Source organism: Calditrichia bacterium (assembly GCA_020634975.1).
Taxonomy (GTDB): Bacteria; Calditrichota; Calditrichia; order RBG-13-44-9; family J075; genus JACKAQ01.
This window is the reverse complement of record JACKAQ010000007.1, coordinates 62,832-80,988: the sequence shown is the minus strand read 5'-3', so window position 1 is coordinate 80,988 and position 18,157 is coordinate 62,832. Positions and strand designations below refer to the sequence as shown.

Sequence of the window (18,157 nt, the reverse complement as noted above, 5' to 3'; positions counted from 1 at the left end):
TTATCCACCTGTAAATACTGATGTTATCGCATCAGCACCATCTTTTTTGATTGCGTTGCATTGCCGGATTTCAACACATAAAAATAAACCCCGCTCGCGAATTTCCTGGCATCCCATCTCCGGGAATAAACACCGGCGGGTAGTTTTTCATTCGCCAAAACCGCAATTTCCTGTCCCAAAATATTGAAAATCGAGAGCCGCACATTGGCTGCGGAATTGAGCGAAAATTTGATTTCGGTCGTTGGATTGAAGGGATTCGGGTAATTCTGAAACAGCTCAATTTCGCCCGGAATTCCGGCGTCTTTTTCGTCGATGCCAACAACCGGCAAACCGGCGCGGTTGCTGTTCAGCAGCATTATTGCATCCGCGAACAGCACATTGGTGCCGATAAATTCATCGGTCAATCGCATTACCAACTGGTTTTGCCCGGCTTGCAGATACACGTCGGCAATTTTATACCAGCGACGATGTCCTTCTCTGGTTTGGTCGACGTAAACCGTGTCTGTCCCAAATTTGTCGAACACCTCAAACGGCGCGGATTGCATTCCGTTAAATTGAGTAATATTAAAATGATAGAGCTCGTACCAACCGCTTTCCGGAATGTCTGCAGAATACTCGATATATTCACCGGTGCCGCCAATAGTGAACAGCGACCGACCGTCGAAACCGGGAATGGTGGTATAAACCGTCCAACCGGATGAGCGTTGCACCGAGGGATCATCTTCGTTGATGATGATCGCCGGTCGGCGCCAGTTTTCCGGCAGCAACGGGTATTCCGCCGGCTGCGAATACACCGTATTTTTCAGGCTGTCGAGATCGTCCTCAACGGTATCCACAAACCAGACCACATGTCCGTTGAGATTCTTAAATCGTGTATATTCAATCATTTGAATAAGATCGCCGGTGGTCACATCCGCATCGTTGGCAACGGTTGTTATGCCCGGATAAAACGTTGCCGGATCGTTCACATGCGCCAGTTGCAAATTCAGTTCGCTGGCATATTGCGATGCCGTGAGGCGATACACCTGTGGCGTTACAAAATCGAGATTGCCGTCGTTGATCCACGGGCGCCAGTCCTGACAAAAATTGCTGTAACCATACGGATAAACAATCGGCGCATTGCTCACCACAATATTCGGATTAACCGCTTTGAACGAATCGTAACAGGCGTCCATAAACGCCGAAAGTTTGTCAGCGCGCCATTGCATCCAGCCGGGATCGGCGCTGTTGTTGGGCGGATTTGCACCGCCATGCTCGGATTGATACACCGCAACCGTCGCGGAATCATAGCCGCAGTTCAGCTCCGGGTAGCGGATGCGATCGAGTTCAACACCGTCAACATCATAATTTTCAATAACTTCCTGAACCATATCGATCAAAAATTGCTGGGCATCCGCGTTCACATGACTGAGCCATTTGAACTGCAAATTGCCGTTGAACAGCACGGAGCCGTCACGTTTTCGGGCGAACCATTCGGGGTGAACATCATACAAATCGTCGTTGCCGCCCTGCCCGGCGACAAATCCGTGTTCGAACCACGCTTCCACATGCAGCCCGCGCCGGTGCCCTTCGGCAATAAATTCTTCCAGAATATCGCGCCCGTTTTCGATGGCCGGATCGGTGTATTTTCCGGTGAGATTAAAAAACGTTTCGCTGCGAAAATAGGGATAACCAAATCGCCAGACATCCACAAAAACCGCGTTAAAATTGGCATCAGCCAGCTTGTCCATAATTTGTGCAATACGTTCTTTGCTCGGCACATTTGCACCGGCCCACGCCAGCCAAACGCCCCGCAACTCCGTCGCCGGCTGCGCCTGCACGGAAAAACCGCTCAACAACAGCACAAACAGCGCACAACTCAACACATTGTTTTTTATATATTTATAACTATTAATCATACACAAATTCTTTTACCCTTTATCCTTAATCCTTTATCCTTAATTTTAAATCTATTTCAACAAAACCATTTTCCGCGCATCCGCAAAAGCGCCATCGGTTTGCAACCGGTAAAAATATACGCCGGAGGCGTAATCGCCCGCGTGCCAGGTTTCCCGGTAAACACCGGGCATTTTGGTTTCATCAACCAGTTTGGAAACTCGTTTTCCGGTAATATCGACGATATCCAGTTGCACATTCGCGGTTTGCGACAACGCAAATTCGATGGTCGTTTCGGGATTGAACGGGTTCGGATAATTCTGGCGCAGCCGGAAATTTTTTGGCAATTCACTCTGCCCCTGATCCGGTTCGGCGATGCCCACCAACACGTCCGGCGATTTTTTGCGATTGATCATCATCATTGCGGCATCGGCGGTGAGTGTTTGTCCGGCGGCGGTCAGTGAGTTGTCAATTTTTAGAACGGTTTGCGTACCCGTTTGCAGAAAAACCGTGGCGATCGGCTGCCAGCCGCGTTCGGAAAACGCGGTTTGATCCACCACAATTTCGGTGGAATCGCCATTGTGATAAACGACATGCCGCGCCTGTTTTGCCGCCAGCGGACCGCTAACAACATATGGATAAACATCGAACCACGCTGCAAATGGCACGTCCATTTTATATTCGATTGCCGCGTAATTGCTGCTGTTGGTCAGCAAAACTCCCGGACGAAAACCGTCGATGCCCGTTTCGGTTTGCCAATCGCCGCTCAGCGAAACACCCGGTTCATCTTCGTTCAGAATCGTTGCTTTCGGTCGCCAGATGTTGTTGCCGTGTCCCGGCGAAACCGCCGGTTCTGCATAAAACGTAGCTTTCAGCGTGTCCGCGAGGCGATCGTTATTGGCCCGTAATCCTTCGTAAAAAAAGAAAATTTCGCCCGGCACATTGCGCTGGCGATTGGCGGCCATCGCGCTCAGCAAATAGCCCGGATCGATCACGTAATTGCCCAACCGGATCAGCATTCCGGCAAAATAGACGTCGCGGTGATTCGGGTAATTCGCCAGCGAATTGTCCAGCGTGAACACATAATCGCTCAGCGAATAGCGATACAATTGTGGAATCACTTCTTCCGCGATACCGTCCTCCATCCAACTTTTCGGGTCCTGCAAATATTCCTGATAACTCCACGGAAACACGCTGGGACTCGACGCAACCTTCAAATGCGCCGCCACCGATTTAATGGTATCGTGGGCCATCTGGTAAAATTTGCTGAGTTTATCGGCACGCCAGCGCATCCAATTCGCATCGCGAAAATCAGCAGGCGGGTTTTGCCCGTTGTGTTCGCTGCGATAAATCGCCACCGTCACAGAATCGTAACCGCCCTCAACCGGCATCGCGGGAATGCGGTCGGAATATTCGACACCGTCGATATCATAATTTTCCGCCACTTCGCGGGTGAGCGCCAAAATAAAATCGCGCACTTCCGGATTGATGGCCGACATCCAATCGAACCCGTTTTTGACGATCAGATTGCCGTTGCTGTCTTTCAGCGCCCAATCGGGATATTTTTGGAGAATGTGCCCGCCGTTTTGCGAATACGATGTAGAAAATCCCATCTCGAACCATGGCAGCACCTCGATCCCGTTGCGGTGCGCTTCGATGAGCACCCGTTGCAGCGCATCGCGTCCGCTGAAGGCCGGGTGAATGGATTTTCCAAAATATTGATCCATCACCGCGCTGGGATAGAGCGTGTAATCGCCATCCGCGCCGTTACTGTTCCACACCACGCACAGCACCGTGTTGATGCCGGTTTCCGCTAAAAAATCCATCGCTCTGGCAATGCCGCCATCGCTGAACATCACATTGCTATCTACGTTAGTGAGCTTGATGCCGCGCATCTCCGCCAACGGTTGGGAAAGCACCCAACCGCTGAACAGAATAAATATGGTGAGAAACCATTTCATTTATTTTACCAACAACATTTTCCGGGTTTTCACGGTCAATCCGTTTGCGGAGAGCCGGTAAAAATATACGCCGCTGGCAACATTTTTCCCGTCGAAAGTGAGCGAATAATTGCCGGCGTTCTGCACGCCGCTGCTCAACGTCTGCACTTTTTGTCCGGTCACATTGTAAATTTCAACTGAAATCTCAGCACGTTTCGGCACAAAATACTCGATAGTTGTGCCGGGGTTAAACGGATTCGGGTAGTTTTGAGAGAGACGGAATTGCTCAATCGGGAGCGATTCGCCATCGCCGATGCCAACGAGTCCGGAGCGGATTTGCACATAATTTGTGTCGGTCGGGAACATGCCGCTGCCGAGGCTGTCCGCGTAAAAATAGTGGGTCAACGCGACGCCGGCACCCAACGGGTTCGCATCCGGGAACGCAGCCAAAACCGACCCGCCCAGTGATTTTTCTGCCACAAACGCAGCAATGCCGATATTTGTAAAATTATCACCAATTCCTGCATCGTTCAGAATTGCAGCGAATTCCGCCAGTTTGCGATTGCCCGCATCCGCGAAAGCCAGCGCGCCTTGCGATGCCAGATTGCCGTCAAACAACGTCACATCCCAACTGCTGCCGTTCCATTTGTGAATGTTGCCGAGCAGAAAATCCGCCTGATCATACGATTCGATTTCGAAAACGACATCAGCGTTGAAGGGCAATTGGCTGACCGCATCGGTTTCCAGCGCAATAGTGTTCGAGCCATTGCTGCCGTCCGGATCGAGATCGAATGCCACATACCAGAAATTGTTGAATGTCGGGTCAATCATGTCATCGCCGGTGATGCCGGCGAACACTTTGCCTTCCGACCAGGTGAGATACATATCGCGACCGTTGCTGCTGCCGACGTGATCGGTCGGGAAAAAGTCGTTGCTGCCATCGACGCTGATTTCCAGAATATCCTGTCGCGGCGTGCTGGCTTGCAGCAGCGAATCCATGCTCAGCGATGCGATGCTGTTGACGCCCATCAGCGTAATCATCGCGTGGCGTTTGGAATCGTACGCCAACGATGCCGTTGCGTTGATGTTCGGGATTATTGATGCGCCGCCGTTGTAAAACAGTGCGCTGGAATCGGAATCTTCGCCGAAATAATCGAACGTAATTGTGCCGATCAAATCTTCAAAATAACGGATGGAACGGATGGTCGCGGTGCCGGTATTTGAATTAGCGACGGTAAGTAAATCGTAATTTCCCAAGGTGGTTTTCACTACTGTTGAGGTTCCGCCCGGTGATGCCAATGTGTCCGGTACTGTCGCGATTATCGTGCCATCGTTGGTGAGCAGCCGCACCGGCGGAAATCCGGATTGTGCGCCGTTCACCCAAATGCGTCCGCCCGGCTCCATCGGAAAAATGCCGTGACGGGCATTTCCGGCGAGCGGCAGAAAAATGTAGGTATCGACTGCAAGTGTGCTGCCACCCGTATCTTTCAAAACTGCGACACTTGGATTGTCCAAACCGGATGAATAGATATAAATTTCGCTGCCGGAACCGCTGACCGCGAACGAATCGCCGTAACGCGCCTCATCCAAAATGCCGTCGTAGACCAGCTCTGCCGGAGCTGCTTCGTTGGCAAATCGATAAACCTTGAAAGTTGCTGCTGGGGTAAATTGCCGCGCCATCAAATTGCAAACGTAAATCGTGCCGTCCGCGGCAACGCCAACCTGGTTCACCGACAGCGTGCCGCCGGAAAACAGGCTGTTGTCCAATTTGCCGAGCGAATCGCCGGTTGCGGCATCGAGGATCATCACATCTGCGCCAAACATCCGGGTAGCAACCAGAACGTGATCGGTGTGCGGATTGTAGGTCAGTCCGCGCGAAACATCGTTGCCGGGATTAATAAAATCGTACTTCACCCAATTTACGGGATATTGATTTTGCGCAACCGCGCTGCCGATTGCCAAAACACCAATCAGCAAAATTGTGTGCAACATTTTCATTATTAGGCCTCCTGAAAATTATATTTGTTTGATTTTCATTTCAAATAATAGCGCAACCCTAACGCAAAATTCAACGTTTGCAACCCGGAAACACCGTCCAATTCGATAGGCGGTTGCAATGTTGGCCACAACTCCCCGACGATGAAGCGATAATTCAGCATCGCATCGAGCGCGAGCGAATTGCCGAACAGCAGTTGCACACCAACGCCGGTTCGTGCGCCCCAATTCCATTCTTCCAACGTGCGTTTCGGGATGAACGGCAGCGCCGGAGAAATCGTGTCGTCAGCAGGAATTTCGCCGCGAACGCCTTTCCAATACAGCACGCCGCCGGCGAGATGGAAATATGGACGGATTGCAGATTCGCTGCCCAGCCAGAACCGTCCGCTCGCCCAAAAAGCAATGTGTTCCAGCGATAAATCAACTTTGCCGGATGGATAACCGCTCAGGTTTTCGCTGTCGAATTTGCTGTATTCTACCAACCCCTCGATGAACCAGTTGGCGTTGAATTGCTGCCCGATTGCAACGCTGTAATTCCCGGCAGGTTTGAACCAGTCGGACAGGCTTCCGATAGGCATCGAATACGCACCGGACGCGGAAATTCCCCACTGCCCTTCGCTTTGCCCATTTGCCGGAAATACAACCGCGATCATCACAACAATAGCAAAAACAGCCATTTTTGCTAACTTTCGGCTGATAATTTTTAATTCACTAAGTTTCATAATTCCAATTGTTTAAAGTATAATTTTTGTCACCATGAGCGTAGTCGAAGGGTGACTTTACAACAATCACGATTAATAGCTAAACGTCAATCCAACACCGACCCGCAGCTTGTTTTTCAACGGAAACCAGCGTTCACCGTCATCCGAAATGCCGAACAAATTTTCCAGCCACTCTACGCTGCCGCGATCAAAATACACCAAATATTGACCGGCGGCGGTGAGTGCCAAACTGTTGCTCAATTGGTAGTTCAACCCAAATTGTGGCGCTGCGAAAATTTTTGATCCCTGTTTTGATGGCGCAAAATGGAGCAGATCGTATTCGTATTCGTAATCCAGCCCGGCAACAGTGGAATCGAGATCGAAGCGTTTGATCCAGTGTTCTTCCATCCGCAACTCGCGCTTAAATTTGCTGATACCGAGCTGCACTCCGATGACGCCGGAAAATTTGCCCGATAGCGACATGCTGTAATCCGTACCGATGCCCAGCGTTAATTCCTTCAAATTCTGGTCGGGTGAAAATCGCGCCGAAAAAAGGCTGTCGTTGCTGTCATATCGCAGGGTTTGGTTGACGATTTCCACTGTCGCGCCGGGCAAAAAATCGATGTAGGTATCCTCCCAATAATCCCATTGCCATTCGTCGAGCACATCTGATTGGGTCAGATTCATCATGTCGCTACCCACCGCAAAATTGAGCCGGAAACGTTTGCCGATATCGTAATTGAACTGCGCAACACCCCCGTAACCGCTGCCCTCGCTTGCCCGCGAATCGCCGGATTGAAGTTGCAAATGTCCTATTCCGGTGACAGACAACCGGCTGTATTGCGCATTTGCAACAACCGACAAGCTCAATATTATCAATAGAATAGAGATGTAATTTTTTCGTTTCATTTTACAGCTCCAGATTCACAGTGGTTCGGACAGTGCTTTCCAGCAAATCGTGATTCATGTATGCCAAATCCAGCCCGACCCGTTTTTGGCTCCACATAAAATTCAGCCCCAAACCGAGCGTGAGATTTTCGTAATCATACCCGAATTTGTACCCGCTTCGCAACACAACCGCATTCATCAGCGTGGCTTCCGCGCCAATATGCAGCCGCTCGTCCGCATCGTTGGCCTGGGCGGCGTCGGCAATCAGCGTCAGGCGGTTTGGCGATACCAGATCACCGATCAGCTCCGCGGAAATTTCCAGCCGCAACTGTTGGGGCATCTTGAATTTTTCATTGGCGTATTGCGTTTCCAATCCGAAGTTTTGCAGAAAGGCACCGACGCGCATACTGTGGAATCCTGTAAAATAGAGAAATCCGATATCGGCGATCACATTGCTGGCGTCGTAATTGTCGATGGATTCCTGCACATATTTCAGCGTTGCGCCAAAAGCAAATTGCGCGGTCAAACTCCGCGACAGCGATACCCCAAACGCGGTTGCACCGGCGGTGTAGCTGCCCTGTTGGGCAAACGGCGATGTTTCATTTGCGGACGGTTCAAAAATACCGGGAATGTAGTTGGCAGTTCGAGGAATCTCGCCGAAATCGAAATTGATCACCGAAATGCCAATCGCACCAACCCCTCGCAAATGATACGCAACGCCCAACGCCTGATGTTTGGTGTCCACATACCAATTGGCGTGGGTCGCGGACAGCGACAGTTGCGCATCGCTGAGCACAACCAGCGCCGGATTGACGAACAACCCGTCCGCGCCAACATTTGACAGCGTGATCCCGGCATCGCCCAATGCGGCGTAACGCGCACTCACGGGAATTTGCAGAAAAGCGAATCCGCTGGTGCCAGATTTCCGGAATTCCTGCGCCAATCCCGATTGACACAAAACAATAGTTAAACAAAGCAATAGGGTTTTTTTGATCATTTCTCGACCGTTAATTGACGATTGCAAATTTACCGCGTTCCACATCACCATTATCATTTTCGATAACGTAAAAATACATCCCGCTTTTCACATATTGCCCGAAATCGCTGATCTGGTTCCAAACCGCGACACCGGAATTCGGGTTATCGTGGCGAATAGTTTTCACCAAATCGCCGCGAACAGTGAGAATACGAATGGTGCAGCGCTGCGGCAGAAATACGAACTGGATATCCCGCTCGCGTCCCGGTTCGGAAAAACCGGAGCTGCGATAAAACGGGTTCGGCACCACCTGAACATTGCTGATATCGCTTTGCGATGGCGAGAGCGTTGTCTGGAAACTGGTTTTGCTGCGATTGGCAAAAATTGACGATTCCAGCGGCGGCACCGCAACTGCGGGATTGATCGCCCAGGCATCGTGTCCGGTATCGAAACTGGTGACGGCGTAATAATAGCCGAAGCCCAACGCGACGTTATCATCAGTAAAAACATAAGCTTGCGAATCCGAATTGAAAAATTGCGGATCACCTTTTGGGATTTCTGCGATCTGTTCCCACGGTCCAAACGGCAAAAAGCTGGAGCGATAAATCCGGTATCCGGCGAGATCGGCAACGCCCTGATGCGGATCGGGAACCAGTTCCGGCGCATTGCTGAAACGGATGATGTTGCCCAATTCACCCGCAACCGTTACCGGCGTAACCGAAAAATCCGGAGCCGGTGGCGGCATGGGCACGCGATAGTTGTTTTCGTAATTAAAACTCACGCGATCGCTCAAATATTGAACGGCGGAATCTCCCGCAGCTTTGATTTCTGCGACGGAAAGCTGGTTGCCACGGGTTTTCTCAAACGGCACACCACCGACAAATTCTGCCAGCACAATTTTGATGGAATCGCGGCGCGGAATGTTGAACGGACCGAGTGAGAAGTTTGCGTACAACCTGCCATCACCCATTTGCGGATCGCTATCATTCGTAAATGCCCGGGTTAGGAGCGAAGGATCAGCCATTGCATCGTATTTATCGTCCAATCCCAACACGTTTTCGAAAGGCCCGGAATCCTGCGACGGTGCGCCGGTGGACCATGCAAACCCGTTTATTTTTGAAACACCGTTGGTGTCTGCGGGAATTTCTAAAAACTTGATACCGACGAATCCCGGCGCCACAAATTCGTTGGTGATCACATTCCGGTCGTTCACCGGATCGTAAGTGACGAAATCGTATGGGTCGAACGTTTCATCGATGCCGGGTGAACTGGTGTAATCGCCGGCGTACGTGCTGATCAGCCATTCATCCGGCTGCCATTTGCCGATCGTGTTTCGCGCACCGTCGGTGAGGTTCGGATTGGTCAATCGCCAACCGCGATGGTTCGGCGACAGTGCCCAACTGAACATCAGGTACACGCCATTAAGCGGATCGCGTCGCAAAAAATTAGTGACGGTATATTCGACGATCAGATAATCCTCGTCCGCCCGCGAGCCCGACCACTGACGAACGGTGCGTTTCACAGTGGCGGGAATCGCCTGATTATCATCCGGCAAAAACCACGCACCGTTGATGCCCCACTCGCTATCGATGATTTCTTCGGCTTCGTTGGGATTGGCTGCCAGCCAGTAATTTTCGCCGTTTTTCCAGCGCTTTTCGTGCTTACTCACTAAATAACGAAAGTTGTCGCCTTCCCATGCAACCATGTTATTGCTGTTCACATTTCGCGCGAAATCTGCCCATCCCCAAACTGTGCCGCTGTCGGTTTTGGCGGTGAGGTAAAATCCGCCGGAAACAAGGTAGCTGTTGCCACCGCCGATCGATTGGCGCACTTCCTCTGCGTTGAATCCCGGCCAATCCAGCCCGTAAGTCACCCGCCGCCAATCGCTGACCGGCTCGCATTCCTGCGAATGGTAAAAGGTGTGCCACAGCCGCCCGCGATCCAGCGTTACCCGAAAATTTCGCTCCTGCGCGTTAATTCCTGTGATCACAAAAACGACACAGGTTAGACTGATAAAGTAGTTTTTCATAATTTTGAATATTTCGTATTTAGTTTTGTCACCCTGAACGCAGTCGAAGGGAGCTTTCCTCAAAACTGCATCCCGAACGAAAAGAACACCTGCCGGGGAATATTTTTGTAAACCTGAAAATAATTGTACAGCCGAACATCGCGAACGGGATTGTTATCCGCATCTGCATAAGTTGCGCCGCGCAACACCCAGCGATCGAGTTCTTCTGATCCGCTAATCGGGGTTAAGTGTTTGTTATCAAATAAGTTGAGGATACGTATTCCCATCGTGAAATCGTAATCGAGCCAGCGCAGCTTTTTCTCCAATCGCAAATCGGTTTGCGACTCCAGCGGGTAACGGCGATTGTTGCTCACATCATTTTGGAACTGGAAATCCGGTGCCCAAAAATAAGGCACACCGCTGCTCACCCGGTAAATCACACTCATCGAGAAATTTTCCAACGGGTGAACGCCCAACCAACGGAATCCACCATGTTTTGGCATCGCGTAAGTGAGATACATATTGAATCGACCGGAGCGATCCTCCGGTGCAAGAAAATCTGCCGCTGAGTATTGCGTCCGCTGCAAAGTTATATCCGACAGATTTTCGCCGATCAAACGCGAGCCGAAATTCCCGTTTTTGGTTTGGCTGATCGCATACGAAAACTGGTAGCGCCAGCGCCCGTCCGTACGATTCCGGAAGGTAACTTCCACGCCTTGCGAATTGCCGTAACCGTTATTTTCGTAAGTGAGGTAGGTATCCTGCAAATCCTCCAGCGGACGTGCCGCAGAAACCGAACCGGTGGTCGCATCCACATAAACCACGGAAATCTGGTCTTTCAAATCATTATAATAGGTGACGATATCGAGCTGGTGAGTATCCCACAAATTATGCTGCAATCCCACTTCGTAATTAATGCTCAATTTGGGTTTGAGATTCGGATTGCCGTAGCTTCCCCAACCATTGTAGGTTTGATTATCCAACGCCTGATTGAACGAGGGCATCGACCGGAAATGACCGTATTGCACACGAAACGCGGTTTTTTCCGCAATCGGAAATGAAATGCCCGCACGCGGCGAAACCGTCACCCGCGTTTTGGCCGGCTTCGTTTCCGGGTTGCCGACATCCTCCGACCCGGTTGCCGGATAAAACACCCGATAGCGATCGACCGGCACATCCGCACCGAAATTGTAGGCATCCAGCCGCGCACCGAGGTTTGCCACCATTCCGGCAAATTCCAATTTATCTTGAATGTATCCCGCAGTATACCATGTTTTAGCTTTGTAATTGGTTGCAAATCCGTTTCGCCAGATAAACGCAGAAACCGCCAATGATGACGATGCATTGTAATTCTGATCCATCGTCCACGATTCGACGCCGATTTTCAGCAAATTGGTTTTGCTGAGTTGGGAGGAAAAGCTCATTTTGCCTTCCCAATAATCCGTGATCGATGCCTGATTATACAGTCGCGACCATGTAAAATACGGGCGATATTTTTCGAACCACGGACCGGGATCTTCCAGCACGCGATCATTTTCCGGTAACCGAACATCTTTTGCAGTTGCAGGTGTTGGTGTTTGGAGCGCGTACAGCGTTTCCCGCTGATGGGTGATTGTCGCTTCCACATACGATCGCGGCGACGCAATAAATTTATACGACAGCCCCTGCGCAAAAACGGTTTCCTCACGCGGCGAATCGTATACCAAAGTATATTTTCGTTTAGCGCCTTCGATGCCCCACAATCCCGACCAGCGAATATCATCTGAACCGCTGCCCATTCCCGACAAGAAATTCTGGTACAGTCCGGTCAATTTAAATTGATGCGAAGGATGCGGTTTAAAACTGAGCACCAATGAATAATTGTCCAATTCCTGAACCCGCTCCACGGTGGGTAAACGGGTCGGTTTGTTTTTCATTTCGCCGCTGAAAAAGAAGGTCACTTTGTCGCCGTTTTTGCCGAGCGGTCCGCCAAAGCTGAATAAATACCGGGTGTAGGGATCTTTTGTGTAGTCGTATGCGCCCAAAATATTGTCTTCGGATGGCGTATGATTTTTCGCCCAAAGATCGTAGTTCCGCTGTGCCGCCGCTGTGTTGACAGCACCGGTTGTATCATTTTGATAATAGGGGTACCACGCTGCGACATTGCCCCATTTTTCCCACTCAAACTGTTGTTTTGAATAGATATAGTCGCCCCAATGATATTGCCCGGCCGGGCGATATTCGGCGATAAATCCACCGTTGAATGTTGCGCCGCCATCTTTCATCACCACATTCACCACCCCGGATTGCGCATTGCCATACTCCGCGTTGAAGCCACCGGAAACCACTTCCAATTGCTGTACCGCCAGCGGATTGATGTCATATTTCCAGCTATTTTCGGCTTTGTCGCCGGTGCCGTAAGCCGGAATACCGGTGTTTGTGTTCAGACTTTTGATGCCGTTGACGTTGAAATTCACTTCGTAATTGCCGCCACCGCGCACGCTGATAGTGCCATTCGCATTGCGATTGATGCCGGGCGACAGCTCCATCACATTCCGCAAACCTTCCACCGGCAGATCTTCCACTTCGTCGCCGCCGTAATGCGTTGATGAAAACGTTTTATCAATTTCCACAATCGGGCGCTCCGCTTCAACCGTCACTTCCGTGCCGATATCCACCGTTGCTGAACTTAATTTGGCGTTATATGTAGTTGTCCGGTCAATTTTTACCAATAAATCTGTAACCGTAAGTGTAGAATAACCAATATATTCGAAGTGCAATGTATGGTTACCCGGTGGTGCGTTGAGGATGACGTAATAACCATCGCCATCGGATGTTGCACCCAAAATGGTTCCCTCAATTAACACATTTACCCCTACCAGCGCTTCCCCGCTTTGTGCATCTGTGATCACGCCGGTAATTTTTCCGGTTGTTTGACCAAATAGATAAATTGGGATAAACAACACAAAACCGACAGCACAAATCAGTGCCGATTTGAGTTGTTTTTGTTTCTTTTTAATAAATATGAAGCTGTGTTGCATGATGAAAACCATCAAGTTGGTTATGAAATCGAGCTATTTTATTTTCGAAATTCCTGTTTCGTCAGAATTTCGCATAGTTATTTTGCCGGTTCCGCGTAAACGGTTTGCAGCAGTAGCTTGGCCAATTCGTCGTTATTTTCCCGCAAGCCTTCGTAGAAGAAAAACACTTCCCCATTGAATCCTTTGGCGCGATGATACTTTATTGCCGCAATTAAAAAGTCACCAGAAATGCGATATTTGCCGACTTTTATCAATATTCCGGCAAAAATTTTGCGTTGCTGATCCGGGTTTGTGCCCAAAAATTCCATGCCCAAAGCATCAACTGTTTGTTTGTACTGATCGAGTTCGTAACGGTAGATTTGGGGAATAATTTCGTCCGCATAACCGTTTTTCAGCCAGTTCGGCCAATCCTGCAAATATTCATCAAACGACCACGGATACACGCTTGGCGCCCACGAAACCGCGATATCCGGCTTCCGTGATTTTACAGTTTCGTACAGCCGCTTCGCGAACGCATTTAATTTGTCGCCACGCCAGCGCTGCCATTGTAAATCGCGGAAATCCTGCGGCGGCGGGTTGCCGCCGTTTTCAGCGCGATAAAGACTGTCGGTATAATTCGAATAGCCGCCCTCGATCGGTTGTGCCGGCAAACGATCGTCACCCTGAACACCGTCAACATCATATTTTTCAACAACTTCCATCACTAAATCAATCATAAATTGCTGCACTTCCGGATGATAGGCATTCATCCACTCGAACCCGTTTTTAGTGAGCAAATTGCCATCGCGATCGCGCGCTGCCCAATCCGGTTTGATTTTCAACAGATAACCGCCGTTCATTTGATACGACGATGAAAAGCCAAATTCAAACCACGGAATGACCCGCAAGCCGTGACGATGCGCCACGTCAATCACTTCCTGCAATGGGTCGCGCCCGACAAACCGCGGATCGATTGGATCGCCAAATTCGCGTGCCATAACTTCGCTGGGAAAAAGCGTGTGCGCTTTATTCCAAACCACCGGATACACCGTATTAAAATGATGATCTGCCAAAAATTGCATTGCTTCATCAATCGCGGCTTTGCTGAAAAGAACATCGCTATCCACATTGGTTAACCAAACGCCGCGCAGCTCTTTCGGCTGTGGTTGGGCGACACATGCCATCGCAAAAAAAAGTATCAGAATTGCAAATAAGATTCCAAATTTCATGAGCGACCTTTATTAAATGAATGCGACTGTTGCCCGATTGGAATGGCAAACGGTTGAAATACGGTATCGAGAATCATTGCAAATTCCTCGCGAGAAACGGGCTTGTCCGGCGCAAAAAGCGGCGGTTGAACCCAATTCACGCCAAAACCCCGCTCAAACAAAAATTGGATTGCCGGGAAAAACCGATGTTTTTCCGGTACATCATCAAAGATGGCATTTTGAAGCCGGACAGGTGTTTGCCCCAATAATTCCCAAACGATTTGGGCAATCATCCCTCTGGAAAGCGAAAAATGGGGACTTTTGAGTTCGATACTGAGTTGCGTCAACCGAAATCTATCGATGATTTTTGACAACGTTTCTGCGGCATCAGCCAGTGAAACCGGTTTTTCGGGATCGAACCGCAGCTGGTTTTCCCAACCGGATGGCAGCGGAAATCCGGTCATCCAACCGCATAACCCGATGCGCTGAATCGCCTGAAATGATTTTTCGTTTGGCGAAATTTCCGCAAACGGCATCAGCCAGCAACCGGCATCGAGCAACGTTTGCTGTAACTCGCGAATGTTTACATTTTTAGGTTGAATATTTTGTTGAACACAGATCGCAGCAGCAGCACCGGCAGCTTGCCCGATTTGCATCACCACGGGTTGCAATCGCGTGCAACCATTTACGATATGCGTCACCGAAATGCTTTTTTCCGCGACCAGCAGCCCATCCATTTCCGCCGGCACCAAACAGCCGAACGGCACGTTGAACGCGGGAATTTGTGGGAATTCCTCAAATATATTATGCGGATGTTGTTTGTGGTGATGGTCAAGCGGATAATCGCCAACGGCAATGCCATCGCGAAAATACGAAAAATTGTAAGGCAATTCGATGTGATTTGACGTCAACCGAACAACGCCTTTGACGCGCCGACTTTCGCGAATATAGGGAATAAACGGGAGCAAATCCGGTGTCGGGAATTCATCCTCGGCAAGCCCGAGATGAGGCATCCCCAATTCTGTCTGGATAAAATAAACAAAGCCAAGTGTATGATTTTTAGCGATTTGCAGTTTTGATTTGCGTTCGTCTGTCGTCGCAGTTGTGAGATCCAAAAAGTAATCATTACCGTTGTTTGGCCAATTTATCATGAATTTATTGTTTGGCAAACGACCGTATTCGAGCATCTGTTTGGCATCAACGGATTCAGGATTTCCGCCCGCTTCCCGGCAACAGCCGCGATATTTTTCAGGATTGTAGCCGGGCGGTTGGGGAATTGTTTTATCTGCATCTGCGCCAAAATCTTTTAAAATTGCAACGTAAGTCAAATCCTGAATAATGTTATCCGGCTGTACCGGAGCAAAATTTTCGCCGGATTCTGCGCGACTGTCTCGACCCAAATCGAAGCTGCAACCGGCGATTGCCAAACCATCACCAAACTCTGTAGCATCGATGGTGATGCCTGCTTCGCATCTCAGTATAATTCCGAAAGCGTCCGTAAATTCTGCGCCCAACACGCGATTACCGTCCGTAATCATATCGTGTAAATCTAGTTTAAACAACACTTTCAGATTCGCTTCATTCCGCGTCATTTCTCGAAGTATATCTGCGCCAACTTTGGGCTCAAAACAACAATTGCTCACCCATCCGGTCGCCAGTTTTTCTAAACTGCCGTAATGTGCAGCCAACTTTTCGCGAAATTCGCCCCACAAACCCGATGGCAAGCGATGGTTACCATCAACGCAACTCACGCCTGCGGCGGTCAACATGCCACCCAACCATGGTGAAGGTTCAATCAAAACGGTATTCGCCCCCATTCGCGCAGACTGAATTGCAGCACAAACGCCGCTGGCACTGCCACCGATAACCAAAACTTCGCACAGAATTGTTGAATGGGTGTGGTTCATTTTCTGTTTAACTGAGCTTTGTTGTTTGCGTTGATTGCTGGTACAGAAGATCATTTTGACTGCCACTGCAATATAATGTAAAAACTATTTGAATTTCAAGAGGAAAGTTAGTAAAGTAAACTAACTTTCTAAAATCTTTCGATATTTCGAAAATTTTGCTAACTTTGGCGCATTATGGAATGGTTACAATTAGCTCTGATGATCGGCGTTTTTTTGCTTATGGCGCTGCTGATGTTTTTCCGAATAATTCCGGCGTTGATTGCGCTGCCACTGATGGCGTTTGGCATTCCGCTGGTTGCTGGCGTTTCAATTGATGATACCATGCAACATGTCATTGGCGGCGGCGCAACCCGGCTTGCGAACGCCTACACTGTTGCCCTGTTCGGCTCGATGCTCAGTATTTTGTTGCAAAAAACCGGCGTTGCGGAACAGTTTATCAAAAAAGGTGCGGAGCTATCCGGCGACAATCCGTGGTTTATTGCAATTATTATGCTATCGTTAATCACAATGTTATTTACCACACTCGGCGGATTGGGCGCGATTATTATGATTGCCACGGTTGTGCTACCAATTATGTCATCGGTCGGCATCGGTTCGATGACTGTTGTGGGCATTTTTCTATTCGGATTGAGCATGGGTGGCATTCTGAACGCCGGAAATTGGGCGCTGTATATTGATGTAATGAAACTCTCACTCGACCAGATACGCCCGTTTGCGCTGACGATGTTCGGCATCACTTTTGTCGCTTCACTGGTTTATGTAACTGCGCAATTGTATCGCGATGGACATGACCTTAAATTGAAGAAAATCATTGGATTAAGTGCGTCAATTATCGCCGTTGTTCTCGGCGGTGGTGTGATTTATTTGCTCCTGCCAGCCGAAACACAAAGTGTTGTTCAATCTGCATTTCAAATGATGTTGAGCGGTTTGAAACATCTCGCCGCTGCCGGGATGATAATGTTGCTGTTAATCACTGTTTTTCAACGATTTATCCGCAACAATCGTAGCGAAACCGTAGGGTGGACAGCTTATTTCACACCGATAATTCCATTATTTTTAATCCTCATTTTTAACGTCAATTTTATTGCTGCATTTATTTGCGGATTGGTTTACGGATTTATCGCCACTTTCCGCAAAGGCAGCTTGAATATTTTTGTGCAATCCGTGCTGGAGGGCGGCGCAGTTGTGATGCCCGCAATTGTGCTCATGCTAGGCATCGGGATGCTGCTGAACGCGATTATCGGTCCCGGCGGCGCGTGGAATGCAGCCAATCCGGATGGCTGGCCGGTGCTTAATTTGCTCAAACCGGTGATGGCGCAAATCGTTCCGGAAAACGGATTTAGCTACATTTTATTATTCGGATTTGCGGCACCGTTTGCGCTGTATCGCGGACCGCTGAACGTTTGGGGAATGGGCTACGGACTCGCTGCAATTTTTCTGGCCAGCGGCATGCCCGCAGCCGCAGTGATGGGGCTGATGCTGGCAGTTGGACAAGTGCAGGGCATCAGCGATCCGACCAACACCCACAACGTTTGGCTGGCAAACGAAATGCAACAGGATGTCCAAAAAGTGCTCTGGAATACCCTCCCCTACACTTGGATTTTGGCTGTGTTGGGTTTGGTCGCCGCAGCGCTGATGTTTTATTGAAATAATTCAACAT

At 49.6% G+C, this 18,157-nt stretch carries 11 protein-coding genes; 1 reads left to right on the top strand and 10 read right to left on the bottom strand.

Annotated features, from left to right (window positions below):
• Positions 1-23: 23 nt before the first annotated feature.
• The 10 genes from H6629_23155 to H6629_23110 form a co-directional block, all read right to left on the bottom strand.
• Positions 24-1,898 (bottom strand): family 10 glycosylhydrolase, encoded by a 1,875-nt coding sequence (locus H6629_23155; protein ID MCB9070685.1) that lies wholly within the window; start codon positions 1,896-1,898, stop codon positions 24-26.
• A 51-nt stretch (positions 1,899-1,949) separates the two neighbouring features.
• Positions 1,950-3,836 carry a family 10 glycosylhydrolase gene (locus H6629_23150; GenBank protein ID MCB9070684.1) on the bottom strand — a complete coding sequence of 629 codons (1,887 nt, stop codon included), beginning with the start codon at positions 3,834-3,836 and terminating at the stop codon, positions 1,950-1,952.
• Positions 3,837-5,813 (bottom strand): T9SS type A sorting domain-containing protein, encoded by a 1,977-nt coding sequence (locus H6629_23145; GenBank protein MCB9070683.1) that lies wholly within the window; start codon positions 5,811-5,813, stop codon positions 3,837-3,839.
• A 35-nt stretch (positions 5,814-5,848) separates the two neighbouring features.
• A complete protein-coding gene (locus H6629_23140) occupies positions 5,849-6,532 on the bottom strand; it encodes an outer membrane beta-barrel protein (GenBank protein ID MCB9070682.1) in 684 nt (227 codons plus the stop codon).
• Positions 6,533-6,604: 72 nt separating this feature from the next.
• Positions 6,605-7,420 carry a hypothetical protein gene (locus H6629_23135; protein ID MCB9070681.1) on the bottom strand — a complete coding sequence of 272 codons (816 nt, stop codon included), beginning with the start codon at positions 7,418-7,420 and terminating at the stop codon, positions 6,605-6,607.
• A gap of 1 nt (position 7,421) precedes the next feature.
• Positions 7,422-8,396: a PorV/PorQ family protein gene (locus tag H6629_23130; GenBank protein ID MCB9070680.1), complete on the bottom strand. Its 975-nt coding sequence runs from the start codon at positions 8,394-8,396 to the stop codon at positions 7,422-7,424.
• 10 nt (positions 8,397-8,406) lie between these two features.
• Positions 8,407-10,404, bottom strand: a complete 1,998-nt coding sequence (locus H6629_23125; protein MCB9070679.1) for a hypothetical protein — start codon at positions 10,402-10,404, stop codon at positions 8,407-8,409.
• Between the two features lie 59 nt (positions 10,405-10,463).
• Entirely contained in the window at positions 10,464-13,403 is a 2,940-nt protein-coding gene (locus H6629_23120) for a TonB-dependent receptor (protein ID MCB9070678.1), read from the bottom strand.
• A 77-nt stretch (positions 13,404-13,480) separates the two neighbouring features.
• Positions 13,481-14,566: a family 10 glycosylhydrolase gene (locus tag H6629_23115; GenBank protein MCB9070677.1), complete on the bottom strand. Its 1,086-nt coding sequence runs from the start codon at positions 14,564-14,566 to the stop codon at positions 13,481-13,483.
• A gap of 41 nt (positions 14,567-14,607) precedes the next feature.
• On the bottom strand, positions 14,608-16,497 hold the full coding sequence (locus H6629_23110) for an FAD-dependent oxidoreductase (GenBank protein MCB9070676.1): 1,890 nt from the start codon (positions 16,495-16,497) through the stop codon (positions 14,608-14,610).
• Between the two features lie 174 nt (positions 16,498-16,671).
• On the opposite strand from H6629_23110, the gene H6629_23105 reads away from it, so the two are divergent.
• Positions 16,672-18,144: a citrate transporter gene (locus H6629_23105; GenBank protein MCB9070675.1), complete on the top strand. Its 1,473-nt coding sequence runs from the start codon at positions 16,672-16,674 to the stop codon at positions 18,142-18,144.
• The last annotated feature ends 13 nt before the right edge of the window (positions 18,145-18,157 follow it).